The organism is Corynebacterium poyangense, assembly GCF_014522205.1.
Classification (GTDB): Bacteria; Actinomycetota; Actinomycetes; order Mycobacteriales; family Mycobacteriaceae; genus Corynebacterium; species Corynebacterium poyangense.
This window is the reverse complement of sequence record NZ_CP046884.1, coordinates 324,801-341,953: the sequence shown is the minus strand read 5'-3', so window position 1 is coordinate 341,953 and position 17,153 is coordinate 324,801. Positions and strand designations below refer to the sequence as shown.

14 protein-coding genes and 1 tRNA gene are annotated in these 17,153 nt (G+C 50.9%); 6 read left to right on the top strand and 9 right to left on the bottom strand.

The window, feature by feature from the left end; genetic code table 11:
• The first annotated feature begins 79 nt into the window (after positions 1-79).
• The 4 genes from GP475_RS01610 (at position 80) to GP475_RS01595 (ending at position 3,821) form a co-directional block, all read left to right on the top strand.
• The gene (locus GP475_RS01610) at positions 80-826 is read left to right on the top strand and encodes a carboxymuconolactone decarboxylase family protein (protein ID WP_187974922.1); all 747 of its coding nucleotides are present in this window, start codon (positions 80-82) and stop codon (positions 824-826) included.
• 465 nt (positions 827-1,291) lie between these two features.
• Positions 1,292-2,311, top strand: a complete 1,020-nt coding sequence (locus GP475_RS01605) for an aldo/keto reductase (protein ID WP_187974921.1) — start codon at positions 1,292-1,294, stop codon at positions 2,309-2,311.
• A gap of 23 nt (positions 2,312-2,334) precedes the next feature.
• A complete protein-coding gene (locus GP475_RS01600; protein ID WP_187974920.1) occupies positions 2,335-3,309 on the top strand; it encodes an alpha/beta hydrolase in 975 nt (324 codons plus the stop codon).
• 107 nt (positions 3,310-3,416) lie between these two features.
• Positions 3,417-3,821 carry a cyclophilin-like fold protein gene (locus GP475_RS01595; RefSeq protein WP_187974919.1) on the top strand — a complete coding sequence of 135 codons (405 nt, stop codon included), beginning with the start codon at positions 3,417-3,419 and terminating at the stop codon, positions 3,819-3,821.
• A 1,751-nt stretch (positions 3,822-5,572) separates the two neighbouring features.
• Here GP475_RS01595 and GP475_RS01590 read toward each other — a convergent pair.
• The 3 genes from GP475_RS01590 to GP475_RS01580 all read right to left on the bottom strand — a co-directional run bounded on the left by GP475_RS01590 (position 5,573) and on the right by GP475_RS01580 (position 7,561).
• Complete coding sequence (locus GP475_RS01590; RefSeq protein ID WP_187974918.1) at positions 5,573-5,941, bottom strand: PH domain-containing protein; 369 nt, start codon at positions 5,939-5,941, stop codon at positions 5,573-5,575.
• 255 nt (positions 5,942-6,196) lie between these two features.
• Positions 6,197-6,272, bottom strand: a tRNA-Thr gene (locus GP475_RS01585).
• 71 nt (positions 6,273-6,343) lie between these two features.
• Complete coding sequence (locus GP475_RS01580) at positions 6,344-7,561, bottom strand: DNA polymerase III subunit delta' (RefSeq protein WP_224400262.1); 1,218 nt, start codon at positions 7,559-7,561, stop codon at positions 6,344-6,346.
• A gap of 56 nt (positions 7,562-7,617) precedes the next feature.
• Between GP475_RS01580 and GP475_RS01575 the strand changes: the two genes are divergently transcribed.
• Positions 7,618-9,144 carry an adenylate/guanylate cyclase domain-containing protein gene (locus GP475_RS01575; protein ID WP_187974917.1) on the top strand — a complete coding sequence of 509 codons (1,527 nt, stop codon included), beginning with the start codon at positions 7,618-7,620 and terminating at the stop codon, positions 9,142-9,144.
• Here the strand turns inward: GP475_RS01575 and GP475_RS01570 are convergent.
• From GP475_RS01570 to GP475_RS01560, 3 genes are all read right to left on the bottom strand, one after another.
• The gene (locus GP475_RS01570) at positions 9,141-10,490 is read right to left on the bottom strand and encodes a GntP family transporter (protein ID WP_187974916.1); all 1,350 of its coding nucleotides are present in this window, start codon (positions 10,488-10,490) and stop codon (positions 9,141-9,143) included. The two genes, GP475_RS01575 and GP475_RS01570, sit on opposite strands and share 4 nt — an antisense overlap.
• Positions 10,491-10,552: 62 nt before the next feature.
• Entirely contained in the window at positions 10,553-13,468 is a 2,916-nt protein-coding gene (topA, locus tag GP475_RS01565; RefSeq protein ID WP_187974915.1) for a type I DNA topoisomerase, read from the bottom strand.
• A gap of 75 nt (positions 13,469-13,543) precedes the next feature.
• Positions 13,544-13,753 carry a cold-shock protein gene (locus GP475_RS01560; protein ID WP_187974914.1) on the bottom strand — a complete coding sequence of 70 codons (210 nt, stop codon included), beginning with the start codon at positions 13,751-13,753 and terminating at the stop codon, positions 13,544-13,546.
• A gap of 115 nt (positions 13,754-13,868) precedes the next feature.
• On the opposite strand from GP475_RS01560, the gene GP475_RS01555 reads away from it, so the two are divergent.
• Entirely contained in the window at positions 13,869-16,274 is a 2,406-nt protein-coding gene (locus GP475_RS01555; RefSeq protein ID WP_262485217.1) for a DEAD/DEAH box helicase, read from the top strand.
• On the opposite strand, the gene GP475_RS01550 is transcribed toward GP475_RS01555, so the two are convergent.
• From GP475_RS01550 to GP475_RS01540, 3 genes are read right to left on the bottom strand one after another with little or no spacing between them, the layout of a single operon-like run.
• On the bottom strand, positions 16,271-16,594 hold the full coding sequence (locus GP475_RS01550; protein ID WP_187974913.1) for an Rv3654c family TadE-like protein: 324 nt from the start codon (positions 16,592-16,594) through the stop codon (positions 16,271-16,273). The genes GP475_RS01555 and GP475_RS01550 overlap by 4 nt on opposite strands.
• Positions 16,591-16,932: a hypothetical protein gene (locus GP475_RS01545; protein ID WP_187974912.1), complete on the bottom strand. Its 342-nt coding sequence runs from the start codon at positions 16,930-16,932 to the stop codon at positions 16,591-16,593. The genes GP475_RS01550 and GP475_RS01545 overlap by 4 nt, the downstream gene beginning before the upstream one ends.
• On the bottom strand, positions 16,932-17,135 hold the full coding sequence (locus GP475_RS01540; RefSeq protein ID WP_394367399.1) for a DUF4244 domain-containing protein: 204 nt from the start codon (positions 17,133-17,135) through the stop codon (positions 16,932-16,934). Before GP475_RS01540 ends, GP475_RS01545 begins: the two co-directional genes overlap by 1 nt.
• Positions 17,136-17,153: the final 18 nt, after the last annotated feature.

Below are 17,153 nucleotides of genomic sequence, written 5' to 3'. Positions count from 1 at the left end.
CCTAAAGCTAGGTTTAGGTACTAGAGTAGTTTATAGACGAGCAAACCGCACGTCAACACGCTTTCTGAAAGAAAAGACTATGGAAAAAATTATTCAAACTACTGGGCACGATGTTCTTGGTTCCTTCGCTCCTTCGTTTGCCCATTACAACGACGATGTGCTTTTTGGAGAAAACTGGAATGACCCAGCTTTAACACATAAGCAACGCTGTCTACTAACGGTAGCCGCCTTGGTATCTTCTGGAGTTACTGACAGCTCCCTCTCCTACCATTTGCGCAACGCTAAACAATCGGGAATAAACCATACAGAGATCGCTGGGGCGCTTACCCATATAGCTTTTTACGTGGGCTGGCCAAAAGCTTGGGCAGCGTTTCATCAGGCCAAAGAAGTGTGGGGCCCTGACAGCAATCCGGACAACGCTATGCACGCCCACGCAGCCAATATGCTCTTCCCTATTGGTGAACCCAACAATGAATTTTCTAAGTATTTCTCTGGGAAAAGCTACCTGGCGAATATCTGCAGCGGTCCGCTTCCAATCTTTAATGTGACTTTTGAACCAGGTTGTAAAAATAACTGGCATATTCATCATGCAGATCAAGGTGGAGGTCAAGTACTGATCTGTGTGGCTGGGCAGGGACTCTATCAGGCCTGGGGTGAAGAGCCAATTGGATTAGCCCCCGGTGATGCAGTCATCATACCAGCAGGAGTCAAGCATTGGCATGGTGCAACTGACGATAGATGGTTTAGCCATTTGGCCATTGAAATCCCTGGCGAAAATTCACATACCGAATGGCTAGAGCCAATCGAAGAAAATCCAATAAGATAATTGACCATTTTCCGTTAAAATCAATAGGGAGTTAATCACAAAAGAAACTTCAAGAACAATTTCAGATAAGTATCAACCCAATTTGCCCGAAAGTCACTCACAATATCAATGATCTAAACTCTATGATGATTTCGGTCAAAAACCTTGAACAAAATATTCTGTTGCCCGTACAGAGAGTACTAGTAAAATGCCGATCGTAGCAACAGTTGACACAAAATTTTTGGGTTATCCACTATGACTAGAAAATATTAAGAATTATCTAGATAATCTTTACCAAGGAAAACTCAGCAGAAAACTTATACGCTTTTTAGAGTATCTACTGTTCGCCAGTTGAGTTTCCGATTAATCATATGAAGATGAAGTACCTATAGATTAATAAACAAAATGCAAAACGTTTCGGTACCAGTGCCAATAACCACAATCGAGCTGAATAGTTAATTTTTCTTGCCCAGAAAGGAAAGTAATATGTTATATACAAGACTCCCAAACACTGATATTGAAGTATCAAAAATCTGTTTGGGCGGCATGAGCTTTGGGGAAAAAGTTTCAGATTGGCATCAATGGATAATCGGTCAAAAAGAAACCACCACTGTCATCGAGCGCGCATTCGAATTAGGTATTAACTTTATCGATACAGCCAATGTTTATGCTCATGGAACTAGTGAAAAACTGATTGGTCAGGCCATTAAAGAACTTGGCATTAATCGCGAAAAAATAGTCCTAGCCAGCAAAGTTTTCTTCAATGAAGGCGGCAGCTCTGCCAACGCGATTCATCGTGAGATTGAAGGAAGCCTCAAACGCTTAGGGGTAGATTATCTAGACCTCTACATATTGCATCGTTTCGACTACAACACGCCCATCGAAGAAACCTTAGCAGCACTGCACCAGCTGGTTAAGAGCGGCAAAGTACGAGCAATCGGGGCGAGTGAAATGTACGCCTATCAGTTTCATCACATGATTCACGCCTTAGAACAAAACGGTTGGACACCATTTTCTACCATGCAATGTCACTACAATCTACTCTATCGCGAAGACGAACGAGAGCTCTTACCTCTCTGTGATGAGTACGGCATCTTGCCGACTCCCTATTCACCACTAGCATCCGGCCATCTAACTAGACCCCAATGGAACAGCGGATCTGTTCGCTCGAAAACTGACAACACCATGAAAAACAAGTACGATGCCGGTAAAAATCTAGATCAACCGGTCATCGAACGAGTAAAAATACTCTCTGACCGATACGGTATTCCGATGTCCCAAGTTGCGTTAGCTTGGCAGTGGTCCCACCGAGCTGCAAGCCCGATCGTGGGCTGTTCTAAACCGGAGAGAGTAGACCAAGCTGTAGCGGCGTTAAACCTGAACCTGAGTAAAGAAGATATCACCTATCTCGAAGAACCCTACCAGGCTCACAACGTAGTAGGGCCAGCCAGCCGTCCCGGTGAGAAACCAAATGCTGGCTCACACAAAAATACTGAAACCAAATAAAGCCGTTTAACAGGAGCGATCTAATGAGCAACACTGACATCTCAAATTTCTGGGACAAAACATTTCCTGAAAGCACAAGAGCTACCCATCAAAAGGTTCAATTTCATAATCGTTACGGTATTACATTAACCGGCGATTTGTATACGCCAAGAGAAGTACCGAATACGCAACTGCCAGCAATCGCCGTTTGCGGCCCGTTCGGTGCAGTCAAGGAACAAGTCTCTGGTCTATATGCTCAAACCTTGGCTGAACGTGGATTTATTACGCTCGCTTTTGATCCATCTTTTACCGGAGAAAGTGGCGGACAACCCCGGTTTGTGGCGTCTCCAGACATCAATGTTGAAGACTTCAGTGCAGCAGTAGATTTTCTTTCCACTCAAGACAGTACTGATAAACATCGGATTGGGATCCTTGGTATTTGCGGTTGGGGTGGATTTGCACTTAGTGCAGCCACCAATGATCCGCGAATCAAAGCCACGGTAACTGCAACCATGTACGATATGTCCCGGGTCAACGCCAAAGGATATTTCGATGGTGAGGATAGCCCAGAGCAGCGTCACCAAAAGCGCCAAGCGCTTGCCAAGCAACGCACTGTCGAGTACCTCAAAGGAAAATATGAGCTTGCTGGTGGCGTAATTGATCCGCTTCCCAAGGATGCTCCTCAATTTGTAAAAGACTACTACGCCTATTACAAGACTGACCGCGGGTACCATCCTCGCTCTCTTAACTCAAACGAAGGCTGGAATACCACTTCTACACTTCCGTTCTTAAATCTTCCGATCCTAACCTATATTGAGGAAATTCGTTCAGCAGTAATGTTGGTTCATGGAGATCAAGCTCACTCCTATTATTTCAGTGAAGATGCCTATAAACTTCTTCAGGGGAAGAACAAAAAACTCCTCACCGTGCCTAACGCAAGTCACTGCGATCTGTATGATAATACTAATAAAATCCCTTTCGATGAAATCGAAGCATTTTTCTCGCTGGCGTTAGTATAATCAAATATTTCACCATATTATTAGGGATCTGCCTGGTTTTCATAACCGGATACACACAGGCAGATCCCTTGGGAAGATCGCGAGAATATCATAACGATACTTTTCACGTGATATCTTCTAAATCATCTGAAACTGAAGTACCGAATAAACAAAGTATCAACATGAAGCTAGAGATTGACAACATTGAGATTCCTGTGATCTGGGAAAACAACGTTGCGACTCAAGAATTACGGCAACGGACAACAAACGAACCTATCCGTGTACACACGGAGCGCTATGCTCAGTTTGAGCAGGTCGGCAAATTACCATTTTCCCTCTTTCGAGAAGATATAAAACAAACCGCCCAGCCCGGAGATATTATGCTCTATCAAGGAGATTACATTGTAATTTTCTATGGCAAGCACTCCTGGTCTTATACCAAACTGGGATCTATTCAAAGACTTAGCCCAAGTGAGGTTAACGAACTACTTAATAAAACTAACACTCAAATTGAGATAATAGCTAAAGAATGATAATTAAGAAATATCAATCAGATTTCCCTATTCCTACAGACTGCAAGATGTCCCATGGTTAGTTAATGCAGGATTAATACTGATAATATATATCTCGATATAAATCTCTACTCGCTTTTTAAATATTACTTTTATACTATTTTTTGGCGTGTACATTGACGCGTGCAACCATTGCGCAGGGAAAAGAGTGAGGGCAAATTTGGTAAGTAGGCGGTCTAGTTTTCGAGATGCTTAAGGGACACTTTCCGCCCTTTCATGGTTTCTCAGACCAAAAAAATATTCTGTCCAGTAGCTACGGATTTCCTGAGAAACCATAAAAGAATTCTTTGATTCAGAAAGCTAGACAATCGTTCAATATCAGTAAAGCAGGTCCGGCTTATCTCCCCTTCGCTTCTCAAAAAAAGTAGTACGGAATAAGATGTGCCATATCAACAGGAGTAAAGCATACCCCAACTCGTACAATGAACTTGATTCGACCCTGAAGCTACCAAATAAGCAAATCCTTATATACTCCTTATCTAAACTGATTAACGCATCACAAGAGGTGCTCCAGTAAATATCTAGCACCTCTTTTATCTGAGCGTAAGGTACAAACAGTCAGCAATGAGGAAAATTTTAGTCGTAGAGATTACACCAAATTATCTGCACAGGACTAGGTCTTTGAGAATTCTCCAGCTCCACCATTTTCCTCACCCAACCGGCCGAGAGCAATGTTTTTAGATTCGAATGCTTTTTCGGTTCGGTCAATACGGCGGAGGGTGTCAAGATCTTGACCTACCAGTTCCTCAGCAAACTGCTGTTATGAGAGCTAGATGGAATGTGGGTTATATAGCACGTTATTTGAGAAATGCCATAACTGGTTCCGCCGCCTACACTTGCAGGAGTCCAGGACCAATCGTTGTTATGCTGATGATAGACAGTCTTGAAACCGGTGACGTTATACAAGGATCTACGCCAAGCAGGTGGAATTGCTTTACACCCCCACAATGACAATAAAACTTTGCGAAAGCTGAACAGTTGTTAGCTTGTCTTAACTATTACTGGATGTCGGGATATTGGTATCCGATGTGCCGTTTTTACCTAGCCGCTAAGAAGCGTTGGAGAACAATTTATTGATGGAGCATCTGTGACCTCATCCTTGCGCTCTAGGATGTCGATGAGCGGCTTCACCATGGCGTGTTTGATCTAGACCAGATAGTAAGGGCAATGCGGACACATAGTCAAACTTGCGATGCCGCCACCACTCACCCGCCAGGTGTAGATACTACATGCGCCAGGTGGAGAGTAACCGGCTAAGCGCAGTGGGGTTCAGGAGGCCAGAATCTTGAGGAAACGAGATAGAAACATGTGACTCTGTGTTCAAACATGAAAAGAGAAATGGTTTAGGGTCACACCTGACAGGGTGAGACTTCTCTGTTGGATCAGTTATTGTTCGGGTGCCCCGTGGCAAAAGTTTTCGTGTTCTCCACCAGACGCACCCATTTCAATAGTTTCCAAAAACAGGGGCATCCTGCCTGAATCCCAGCAGTGCCATGTCGGCAGTGTTAAAAACGTAGGTCTTTGTGCATGAATGTGGTATTTCCACCGGTATGGATCGTGGCGGGATTTGTTTGGTCTCCCTGGTTTTCTCTAAGGAATACACCGAGAATCATAACCAGGCACCTGATAGAGGCCGAGAATGTAATTTCTATTTTTCGTACGCAGCCCCCACCCCAGAGCGGACTGTTAAGAATCTCTCTTCCGGCCGATAACTAGCTGCCCAGTACGCAGTTAGCGATAAGTTGGTCAATGCGACGTACGTCGATACCTTTTCCTAATTTGATCTTGATGCGTCCAGCTTTGGACCACAGTTCCACTTCGGCATTGAAGTCGAAAGTTCCGGCGTTTTCGGTAGACCACATGTTAATTGATGAATAAGGCAATGAGTAGATCTCTGCTTTTTTGCCGCTGAGTCCTTGTGCATCACGAACGATAAGGCGCTTCGTTGTGAAAATCGCTGAATCGCGGAGCGTTTTGAACGCTGCATAGGGCTGTTCACCTTGAACGAGCAGTTCGGCAACATCATGAGGAATCGGTACTTCTGATATCAATGTCCATGACATAACCGCCGCAGCTTCCATTTTCACTCCTTATATCGCCAGTATGGTGCTTCACTATATCAATATAGTTTCCCTCTAAAACAGAAACAATATCCGGTAAAGCAATCTTTCTTTGGGAATGAATATTTCCTAGAGACAACTTGTCAGATCCAGCCCATTCCCCGAAATATGATTAATTAGTATGCGGCTAAGTTCAATGTCCGTAACTGCACTGTTGATCAGTCACGCAACGGATGTGCCAACCCGGATAGTACTACATCATTATGGGCAGTGAAGTGGAGCCACCTGCGAGAATCGAACTCGCGACCTTTTCATTACGAGTGAAGCGCTCTACCGACTGAGCTAAGGTGGCCTGCGCGTCCAAGTGTATTGTTCGCGCGCTGGCTCATATTACCCTAAGCCCAACCGGGAAAGAAAATTGCGTCATCGCACGCCACTAGCAATCCTTATTCGGCCCACCATAGCGTCCATTGCTACCGCCGGGGTGACATTCTGTCCTAGCTGTTCGCGGCAGGTCCGAACTGCATCTACGCAGGCTACTATTCGCGACGCATCGGTCCCTTCCGCGATTTCTCGGGCCAGCCCTTCAAAATCCGGATGGGTAAGTTCCACATTCGCTCCGGTCTTTAACATAAGGGCGTCTCGATACAATCCAGCTAAATCAAAAAGCGCCAAGTCCAGGACGTCACGGACGCGTCGAGTGTGCTGTTTTTTATGTTGCTTTTCCAAGTCTCGAATCTGCCCGGTTGCTCCTCTCAGGGCTTTGTGCGCCCCCTTTCCTTTCGCCCCCATCCCCAAGGCATCTTTGAGTTTTTGAATCTCTTCGGCATTGGCCTGGGCATAGGACTCCTCGGTTTCCTTTTGTACCGCTTTCACTATCGCCGTTACGGTGCGAAATGCCTGGTCACCGTGGTTAATTAATTCCGCCAACCCTAGAATTTGGGCTCGACGTTGCTGCGCTTCTGGTGATCGCACCAACCTGCGGGCTCTCCCGATATGCCGTGCCGACGCCGCGGCAGCAAGTTCTGCATCAGCGTGGCTCGCACCCTCTTCTTCTACCAGAATGCGCGTGATCTCGGCACGCGATGGCGTCGGAACATACACATGACGGCATCGAGAACGCAGTGTTACCGAAAAGTCCTCCGGGTCTATGGAGGGAGCACATAAAATAATCACTGTGCGCTCTGGGGGCTCTTCTACGGTTTTCAGCAAGGTATTAGCTGCTGATTCGGTAAGACGATCTGCGTCTTCCATAATCAAAACTCGCCACGGCGCCACGGTAGGCATTTTTGCTGCGTCCCGGATGATCCCACGCACCCGGTCCACTCCAATAGAGAGTTCTTCAGGGACAACGTGAACAACATCGGTATGACTGTCATGAAACACTTTATGGGCGGCTTCGGAGGTTCCTAAGTGCTCAAGATCAGAAGCCTCGCATACCAAAGCTGCAGCTAAACACAAGGCCGCTACAGATCGGCCTGACCCAGGCGGGCCGGTAAAAACCCATGCGTGAGTCATAGCACTCGTTGATGTCCCGGTTTGCCGGGCAGCCTGCGCGGCTTCGAGGATAATTCGCTGCACAGCAGGGGTATCGCTGAGTCGATCCGCAATAGATCGAGGAGAAGAAATCGGGCTGCTCACAAAGATTAACTGTAGCCGGGGGTAGCGTGTCCAATAAAGCCGTTAGAGTAAGAAACATGACTCGTTTGCTGCGCGCCATAAAATGGCTCTGGGGTACGTCATGGCCCCTCTATGCTGCATTAGTTTTAAGCTCCAATGTGGCCGGCGCGTTAGCTCTTATGCTGTTCATCCGCTACCTAGTCCCCATGCCGGAGATGGAGCAACTAGCTAAAGAGGTCAGTTTTCTCCCCGCTCTTTCCCTCACCTACCTGGTTTTTTCCGTCATCGTCGGAATCATCGTGACGCTGTTCCTCTTCCGCCCGGTCCTAGACTGGCAGCGCAGCCCGGACAACCACGACCCCAATATGGTCCGGCACCTCGTCATGAGAATTCCGATCTACCAGGCCGGGGTATGCGCTGTGGTGTGGTTCATCGGCATCATCATCGCGGCGATAATCACCAGCCGCGAGTCCCTTCGGCTAACTTTCGTCATTTCGTTATTCGCAGCACTCGCCGCCTTGGTCAGTATGCTCATCACCTATCTTTTCGCCGAACGCCTCGTCCGGCCGGTGGCCGCTGCTGCCTTAGCCCGCCGGTTCGAAGATTCCACCCTGGAGCCTCCTATTCAACAGCGCCTGCGGATGACCTGGGCTATGACCTCAGCAGCCCCTATCACCGGCGTTATTATCTTGCTCATCGGACACCATTACGGTGTTTTTACCGGCGACGCCGCCGACCTGATCCCCGCCATCACTGCTTTGGTAGTGACCGCATTAATCACCGGATTCATCGGAACTACCTTCGCCGTCATGAGCGTTGTTGATCCCATCAGGGAACTCCAAGACGCAATCAACCGCGTTCGACATGGAGACACGAACGCAGAAGTAGATATCTACGACGGCTCAGAAATCGGGGTACTCCAAGCGGGTTTTAATGAGATGTTGCGGGGGTTGAGGGAACGCCAACGGGTGCGCGATATTTTCGGACAGTATGTTGGCACCGAGGTTGCGCGTCGAGCCCTTGAAGAACGTCCCACCCTGGGTGGTGAAGACCGGAAAGTCGCGGTGTTATTTGTTGACGTCATCGGTTCCACGCAATTCGCGGTCAATCATCCGCCCGAAGAAGTAGTAGATGAACTCAACAAGTTTTTTGAACACGTAGTCGAAGTAGTTCATCGCAACCGTGGCACAATCAATAAGTTCCAGGGGGATGCTGCCCTCGCAGTCTTCGGCGCGCCACTTATGGTGTCTGACGCCACCTCCCACGCCATGACTGCGGCCCGCGAACTGCGTCAAGAACTCAAAGACATGAAACTGCAAGCGGGGATAGGAGTAGCCGCTGGACATGTTGTTGCCGGCCATATCGGTGGGCACGAACGCTTTGAATACACCGTCATCGGGGACGCAGTTAACCAAGCGGCTCGTCTTACTGAACTAGCCAAAGATACTCCCGGACGGGTGCTGACTAACGCCGCTACTCTTCGAGGGGCCAACGAAGCAGAACAAGCCCGTTGGACGTTAATGAAGTCCGTGGAATTGCGGGGCCGGGGAATAATGACCCAGCTAGCCCGCCCCATTAGGGCAACGATGGCGGATCGCTCCTAAACGAGCGCCAACCAGGCCAATATGCACACCAGGAAACCACTGAGCGAAAATATGGTGGATACCACGGTCCAGGTTTTTAGGCCGTCTTTGACGTTGAGTCCTAGATAGCGGGTGACAATCCAAAACCCGGAATCATTGATGTGAGAGGCAGCGAGCGCCCCGAAACCCACCGCACAGGCCACGACTGTGGTGGCGACGGGAGATAACACTGCGGATGATACTGGCTCGGCAATAATTCCCGCGGCAGTGAGCATGGCTACCGTTGCTGACCCCTGCGATACCCGGATAGCTAGTGCCACCACGTAGGCGGTAAGGATTAATGGCAGATGCGCGGCGACTAGGAAATCAGACAGCACTTTTCCGATTCCTGATTCCACCAGAACCCGAGCAAACGCACCTCCGGCACCGGTGACGAAGATAATCACCGCCACGGCAGGAAGAGCGGATTCTAAGACCTCCGCTCGTTCTTTCCACGACCACTGTTGACCTCGCCCAATCACGGTGGCGGCGAGGATCACGGCGACGAGGAGTGCAACCGCGGGGTAACCAATCAGACCCACCACATGAGCGGTAGGTGAATCTTTTGGCGCAATCATAGCCCCAAGAGTTCCCACCATAATCTGAGCAATGGGAAGTACTACTAATCCCGCGACCGTCCAGGGTGAAGGAGGGTTTCCTCCGGTTGACACACTATTTTCTTGCCCAACGCCGGGAATGTCCTCTGTGGCGTGGATGCCGCTTACTGGGAGACGACGGCTGATGACATATCCCAGAATGGCAGCAAGAATACTGATTGCCACCCCTACCGACGTCAACAGCCCGGCATCGAGGTTGAGCAAACCGGCCACCGCCACCGGCCCAGGATGGGGAGGCATAATGACGTGTACCACCATGAGGACCCCGGCCACCGGTAATCCAAGCAAAAGAGGGTTGAGTTTCGCGGTCCGCGCGAAACCAAAGATAATGGGTGCCAAGATGATATAGCCGACGTCGAAAAACACCGGGATACCTAGGATGAAGGACGCGGTTGTGACGGCGGCGATGATGCGTCGGCTCCCCATCAAGGAAGTGAAATATCGGGCCAGAGAATCTGCCCCGCCGGAGACTTCAATGAGCCGTCCTAGTATCGCCCCGAGCCCGACCACCAGGAGCACCGAACTCATGGTTTTACTTACCCCTTCGGTGATAATGTCCATGAGTTTCGCAGCCGGTATGCCAGCAGCAAGCCCGGTCAGTAAAGAAACAATGATCAGGGCAAGGAAAGCTGGCACTCGGAAATAGATCACCAGTGCCAGTAAAAACGCAATAGCTACGGCGCCAAGAACTAGAAGCATCATACCCGTCATGCGTCGAGTATCACATACGTCGCCAACTATGAGCTAGCCCATAGCCATATTTTCTCCGGTTTTTAGCTCTTAGCGCTCTTCTTCGCTGTCTTCTTCCTCGTGGTTTTCTTCGCTGACGCTTTCTTCGCCGTTTTCTTCCGGGTGCTCTTCTTCACCGCCCCGGCACTGTCAGCGACCTTGGCGCGCCGCTCACTTAACAACTGGTTAGCGCGAGCATCAGTCATGGTTTCTGGGCGATCCCCTTTACGTAAAGAGGCGTTCGTCTCTCCATCGGTGACATAGGGGCCAAAGCGCCCATCCTTGACTGTCATGGGTTTTCCAGAGACATCATTATCACCCAACACCTTCAGCGGTGCTTGCCCTGGGGTGCGTCCGCGGCGCTTAGGTTCAGCGTAGATGCGTCGAGCTTCTTCTAAGGTGATCTCAAAAATCTGCTCTTCACTGCCAAGAGAACGAGAATCATTCCCCTTCTTCAGGTAGGGACCATAGCGACCGTTCTGGGCAGTGATCATTTCCCCATCACTGGGATCTACGCCTACCTCTCGCGGCAAGGTCAACAGCTTCAGCGCATCATCAAGCGTCACCGTCGCCGGCTCCATGGTGGAAAACAAAGAAGCCGTTGCCGGTTTTAAGGTGTCCTCCACGTACTGCGCAATCCGCTTCTCCTTTTGTTTAGCCGCAGTCTTGGTGTCCCAGTTCTTCTTTCGTTTCCCTTCTGCTTCTCGAGCCGCGTCTTCTTCCGCTCGCTCCTGAGCCACAATCTTTTCCGCTTCGGCTTCTGCTTTGGCTCGCTCGTCATCTTTTACGATCTCGATGATATAAGGGCCATAGCGGCCTTCTTTAGCCACGATCATGCGGCCATTCGCGGGGTTAATTCCCAGTTCACGCCCTCCTTGCGGGGTGGCAAATAACCGTTCTGCGGCTTGTGGAGTTAATTCATCTGGCGTGGTAGATTCCGGCAAGTTTGCGCGTTGGTATTCCGGCTCCCCATCGGCGGTTACTCCCACTTGGCGCTCAATATAGGGACCGTATCGTCCGACACGAACTACTACTGCACGACCTTCCTCATCATCGAAAAGATGCAAGGAGTTTACCGACCGAGCATCAATATGCTCCAGGTTTTGCCCTACTAGCGTTTTTAGTCCACCCTGCCGAGCCACCGATTCTGCAATGGCATCACTCGCTTGATCGTTGCCGAAGTAAAAACCAGTGAGCCAATTGGTGCGGTCTTCTTCACCACGAGCAATGTCATCGAGTTCATCTTCCATCGACGACGTAAAGTCATAATCCACTAAATCCGCGAAATTGTGCTCGAGTAGTCCCACCACGGCGAAGGCCACCCAGCTAGGGACTAGAGCATTACCCCGCGGAAAAACATAGCCTCGATCTTGAATGGTTTTAATAATCGCGGCGTAGGTGGAAGGCCGGCCAATACCAAGGTCTTCCATTTTCTTGACCAGGGACGCTTCGGTGTAGCGGGCCGGCGGGTTCGTGGAATGACCATCTGCGCTGATGTTGACCACATCCAAGGCATCGCCCTCAGATAGCCGAGGCAGGTGCTTTTCCGCATCGTCGGCGACGCCGCTGCTGGATTCCACATAGGCGCGTAAGAAGCCAGGGAAAGTCACCGTCCGCCCAGAAGCAGTGAAGTGACATTCTTCACCGCTTTTTGATTTACCAGCTACCGTCACCTTCATGGAGGTTCCTTGCGCGTCTGCCATCTGACTCGCCACAGTGCGCTGCCAAATCAGCTGGTAGAGCTTGAATTCCTCAGCATCTAAGCGCTTCTTTAACTGCTCCGGAGTAGCAAAGATCTCCCCCGCCGGGCGAATAGCTTCATGGGCTTCCTGAGAATTCTTCACTTTCCGGTCATAGCGACGCGGCGCCTCAGCTACATAGTTGGCCCCATAAAGCTCCTTAGCCTGGGCTCGGGCTGCTGCAACTCCAGAAGCAGATAATGACGTGGAATCCGTACGCATATAGGTGATATGGCCGTTTTCATACAGCCGCTGCGCAATACGCATAGTACGTTCCGAGGTGTAGTGCAGCTTCCGCCCTGCCTCCTGCTGCAAGGTGGACGTCATAAAAGGCGCATAAGGCCGACGCGTATAGGGTTTCTCTTCCACGGCAGCGACACTTAATTGCTGGCCTTGTAATCCTTCCGCCAAAGCCTCGGCTTGTTGTTGGCTCACAACCGTTGCTTGACCGTTGAGTTCACCGTCGGACCCAAAATCTCGACCCTGAGCCACGCGCACCCCATCGATGCTGCTTAATCTGGCGCTAAACCGGGAGGGGTTATTGGCAGCAGTGTCCGTGGACTGCGCATCAAACTCCGCGCTGACATCCCAATACTCCGCTGAAATAAACGCCATGCGTTCGCGTTCGCGTTCAACGATGACCCTGGTGGCCACCGACTGAACTCGACCAGCTGATAGTCGAGGCATGACTTTCTTCCACAGCACAGGAGAAATCTCATAGCCATAAAGCCGGTCTAGGATCCGCCGGGTTTCTTGTGCATCAACTAAGTTGGTGTCGAGCTCCCGGGTATGAGCTGCCGCTTCCTGAATTGCGGATTTAGTGATCTCATTAAACACCATCCGCCGAACCGGGATTTTCGGCTTAAGCACTTCCAAAAGATGCCAGGCAATAGCCTCCCCCTCACGGTCAGGGTCGGTAGCCAGATACAGCTCATCAACTTCCTTCAGCAGCTTCTTCAGCTCACTGACTTTTTTCTTCTTATCCGGGCTAACCACATACAGGGGAAGGAACCCGTGCTCGGTATCCACCCCTAGCCGCGCCCACGGCTCTTTCTTGTACTTAGCTGGAATATCTGCAGCACCGCGAGGTAAATCACGGATATGACCCACCGAGGCTTCAACGAGGTAATTATCCCCTAGGTACGGCTGAATCTTTCGGGCCTTCGTCGCCGACTCGACGATCACGAGGCGCTTCACACCGTTGCCCTGCTTTTCTGCCACGGGATCACATCTTTCTCTTCGCGGTCACTAGTGCTAACTCTCCATACCGTACACAGTTTCTACCGGATTGCTGTATCAGGCTCCCAGCAACGTAACTCGCTGCGCCTGAAGCCCCTTAGCTGAACGACCTACTTCGAATTCCACACGCTGGTCTTCTTCCAACGTCCGGAACCCACTTCCGACGATCTCGGTGTAGTGAACAAAAATATCGGCGGAGCCGTCGTCGGGAGAAATAAACCCGAAGCCTTTTTCCGCGTTGAACCATTTCACGATGCCCTGTTGCATGAGACTAGTCTGACATGCGGAATCAACTCAGGGAAATAACAGTCCTGAATTCGTGAAGAACGTTGACTACCTACCTCGTAGTCTGAATCTGAAAACCGCAGTGAGGTGAACGTCGGTGGCTATCGATCCCGCCCGCCCGAGTACATCTCCCCCAAGTCTGGGGGAGGACCTACTCGACGTCTTAATCCGTCGCTTCCCCACCTCCACGTGTACTCATCACAGCATTCAACCTAGCCGCCCCGCACAGTGGGGGGACTACCCCCACTGGGTACACCCGAAGCTTCGGGCAGCATTGGTGGATCAAGGGATAACGAAGCTGTATCTCCATCAAGAAAAAACAGCTGACTCCGCGTGGAGGGGTGAGGACACGATAGTAGCTACCGGGACCTCCTCGGGAAAGTCCTTGGGGTATTTACTTCCGACGCTGACCCGCTTAGCCGAAGACTCAACCGCCTGCGCCCTTTATCTTTCACCGACGAAAGCGCTGGGGAATGACCAGGTAATAAACCTCAATTCGTTGATTGATGGCATCCCGGAACTGAAGAATGTTCACCCGGCGAGCTATGACGGCGATACCCCTCCTGAAGCCCGAAACCCCATCAGGGACCATTCGCGCTTCATCATCACCAACCCGGATATGCTGCACCTTTCACTGCTTGCTCACCATCAACGCTGGGCAAGAATCCTCCGGCATCTCCACTTCATCATCATCGATGAAGCTCATACCTACCGGGGTGTGTTCGGCGCCAATGTTGCACTTGTTCTACGCCGCCTCCTGCGGCTTGCTAGCCGCTACGGTTCTCACCCGGTCATCATTGCAGCGTCAGCCACCGCCAATTCTCCAGCTGACCATCTAGAACTTCTCACCGGACGACCAGCGCAAGAGATCAGCGTTGATGGTGCCCCGCGGGGGCAACGCAGCGTGGTGTTGTGGGAGCCAGGTTATCTAGAGGGTGTGACTGGAGATCATGGTGCCCCGGTTCGGCACCCCGCTAGTTCAGAAGCCGCCCTCATGATGGCCGCTCTGGTTAGCGAAGGAGCTCGGACACTCACGTTTGTTCCTTCTCGTCGGCAAGCAGAAACCGTGGCCTTGCGGTGTGCTGAAACCCTGGTTCTTGCTGGTCGTGCCTATGATGCTCAACGGATTGACTCCTATCGAGCCGGCTACCTGGCAGAGGATCGTCGTGCCATAGAAAAAGCCCTAGATAATGGGGAACTTCTTGGGGTAGCGACCACCAACGCCTTGGAATTAGGGATCGACGTGGGTGGCTTAGACGCAGTCATCACTGCTGGCTACCCTGGCACTATTGCCTCTTTTTGGCAGCAAGCCGGACGAGCTGGGCGACGTGGTCAAGGATCGATGGTGGTGTTCATCGCCCGCGATGATCCCTTGGATTCCTATGTGGTTCATCATCCTGAAGCCTTATTGGGGAAACCGGTAGAGCGCGCTATTTTCAACCCCTACAATCCAGCGATAGTGAAGGCTCATATTTACTGTGCAGCCGTGGAAAAACCGCTCTCTGTCGCTGATATCGAGAATTTCCGCGCAGAGCGCGTAGTCACCGAGCTGGTAGCCGAGGGGCTGTTGAGACAGCGTCCCCAGGGATGGTTTCCCACCCCCATCACCGCTCACGAAAACGCTGAGTTGTATCCGGATATTGCCCATTCCCGGGTGAATATCCGGGGTGGATGTGGACATGAAGTCACCTTGGTTGACCGAAGCGATGGCCGGGTCATCGGAACTATCGACTCTCAGCGGGCGTGCTCTCAGGTTCACCCAGGGGCGGTGTACTTGCACCGGGGAGAAAGCTTTGTCGTTGAAGAGTTGCTATTAGAAGATCACCTCGCTTTCTTGAGGCCAGAAACTCCGGACTACACGACCAGTGCTAGACGCGTTACTGATATCTCCATTCTTGAGGAACCGGAACCAAACGATATTCTTAGCCCCCATCCTGGATTATCAATAGCCAACGTGGATGTGGAAGTTACCCAGCGAGTCCTCGGCTTTGCTACTCGCCGACTCGACGGCGAAATGCTCGGCGTCACTCCTCTTGACCTACCAGCACACACCCTGCAGACCAGAGCCGTCGCTTACACCGTTGATCCCACTGTCTTTGATGCTTTAGGGATCACGGCGGAGCGTATCCCTGGCACTCTCCATGCAGCAGAACACGCAGCCATCGGAATGCTTCCCCTCCTAGCTACCTGTGATCGATGGGATATCGGCGGCGTGTCAACAGCTCACCATCCTGATACCGACTTACCCACAGTGTTTGTCTATGACGGCAACCCTGGTGGGGCAGGTTTTGCCGACTGTGGTTTTCAACGATTCCAGGAATGGATTACCGCCACCTTCGAAACCGTACACACCTGCGAGTGTGAACATGGTTGTCCCTCGTGTGTCCAATCGCCGAAATGCGGAAATGGAAACGACCCTTTGGATAAGGAAGGCGCCTTAAAACTCCTCGAAGCTATGGTGATCATGCTCGACGCTGCCTCCCCCAGCACAGACAGTTGTTAAATAGGCCCGGCGCGTGCTTGTGCTCTCCTTCCTCGAACACTGGTTTCCACGATCACATCGCTTTCTTCCACCCGACAAGACTGCAGTGTTGCTTTGTTTTGTAGGCTGATCTCTGCAGCCTCAGAGCACGCGGACTTCCCCTGATAGTGGGCATAGGCCGCTGAGATCGCAGCCATTTCCGCAGCGCTTTGGGACTGATGTGCTGAGATGACCCATGCTCCGGCGGCCATAAGGACTAGGCCCACGCTGATCAAAGCAGTGATTATTCCGACTGCCGTGATCGTGGCATAGCCCTCATCATGGGGCTGGCGCGAACTCATGGTTCTATCCCTCGAACTACGGTAGAAGATTGAGGCTCTTTTCCTTGAGCTATCTCTTCCGGGAAAACCGCTTGAGCTTTCATCTTTCCTAAGGGAGAAGGGACCGAGGCTTGAACTGTGATGAGACCACCTGAGTTACTGATTTCTACCGTCCCTCGATGTGGCTCATAGTTCATTCCAATGGCGTGAGCCCGTGCTGCGGCGGCGGCAATATCGGTGGCTGCAAGGTATGCGCCCATGGTGGCTAGACCTGCAAGAAAAGCGGCTGCCACCATCACCAGACTGCTTAAGGCTAAGGCCGCCTCAATAGTGACGGATCCTCGATCATTTCGCCACATTAGCCTGGGGTATTAGAGAGCGCATCAGTGATGATGGATTCGATTGCATCCACCACCGCCCCACCTTTAATGACAAGATAAAGCACACCAGCCAGTGCAGCCGCAGCTAGACTGCCCATCGCATATTCGATAGTGCTCATTCCTTGGTCATCATGCAGAACAGTCTTCCACTGCGTCATCTTTTTCATCGGTGTCGGATTCATGATTCTTCACTCCTTAAA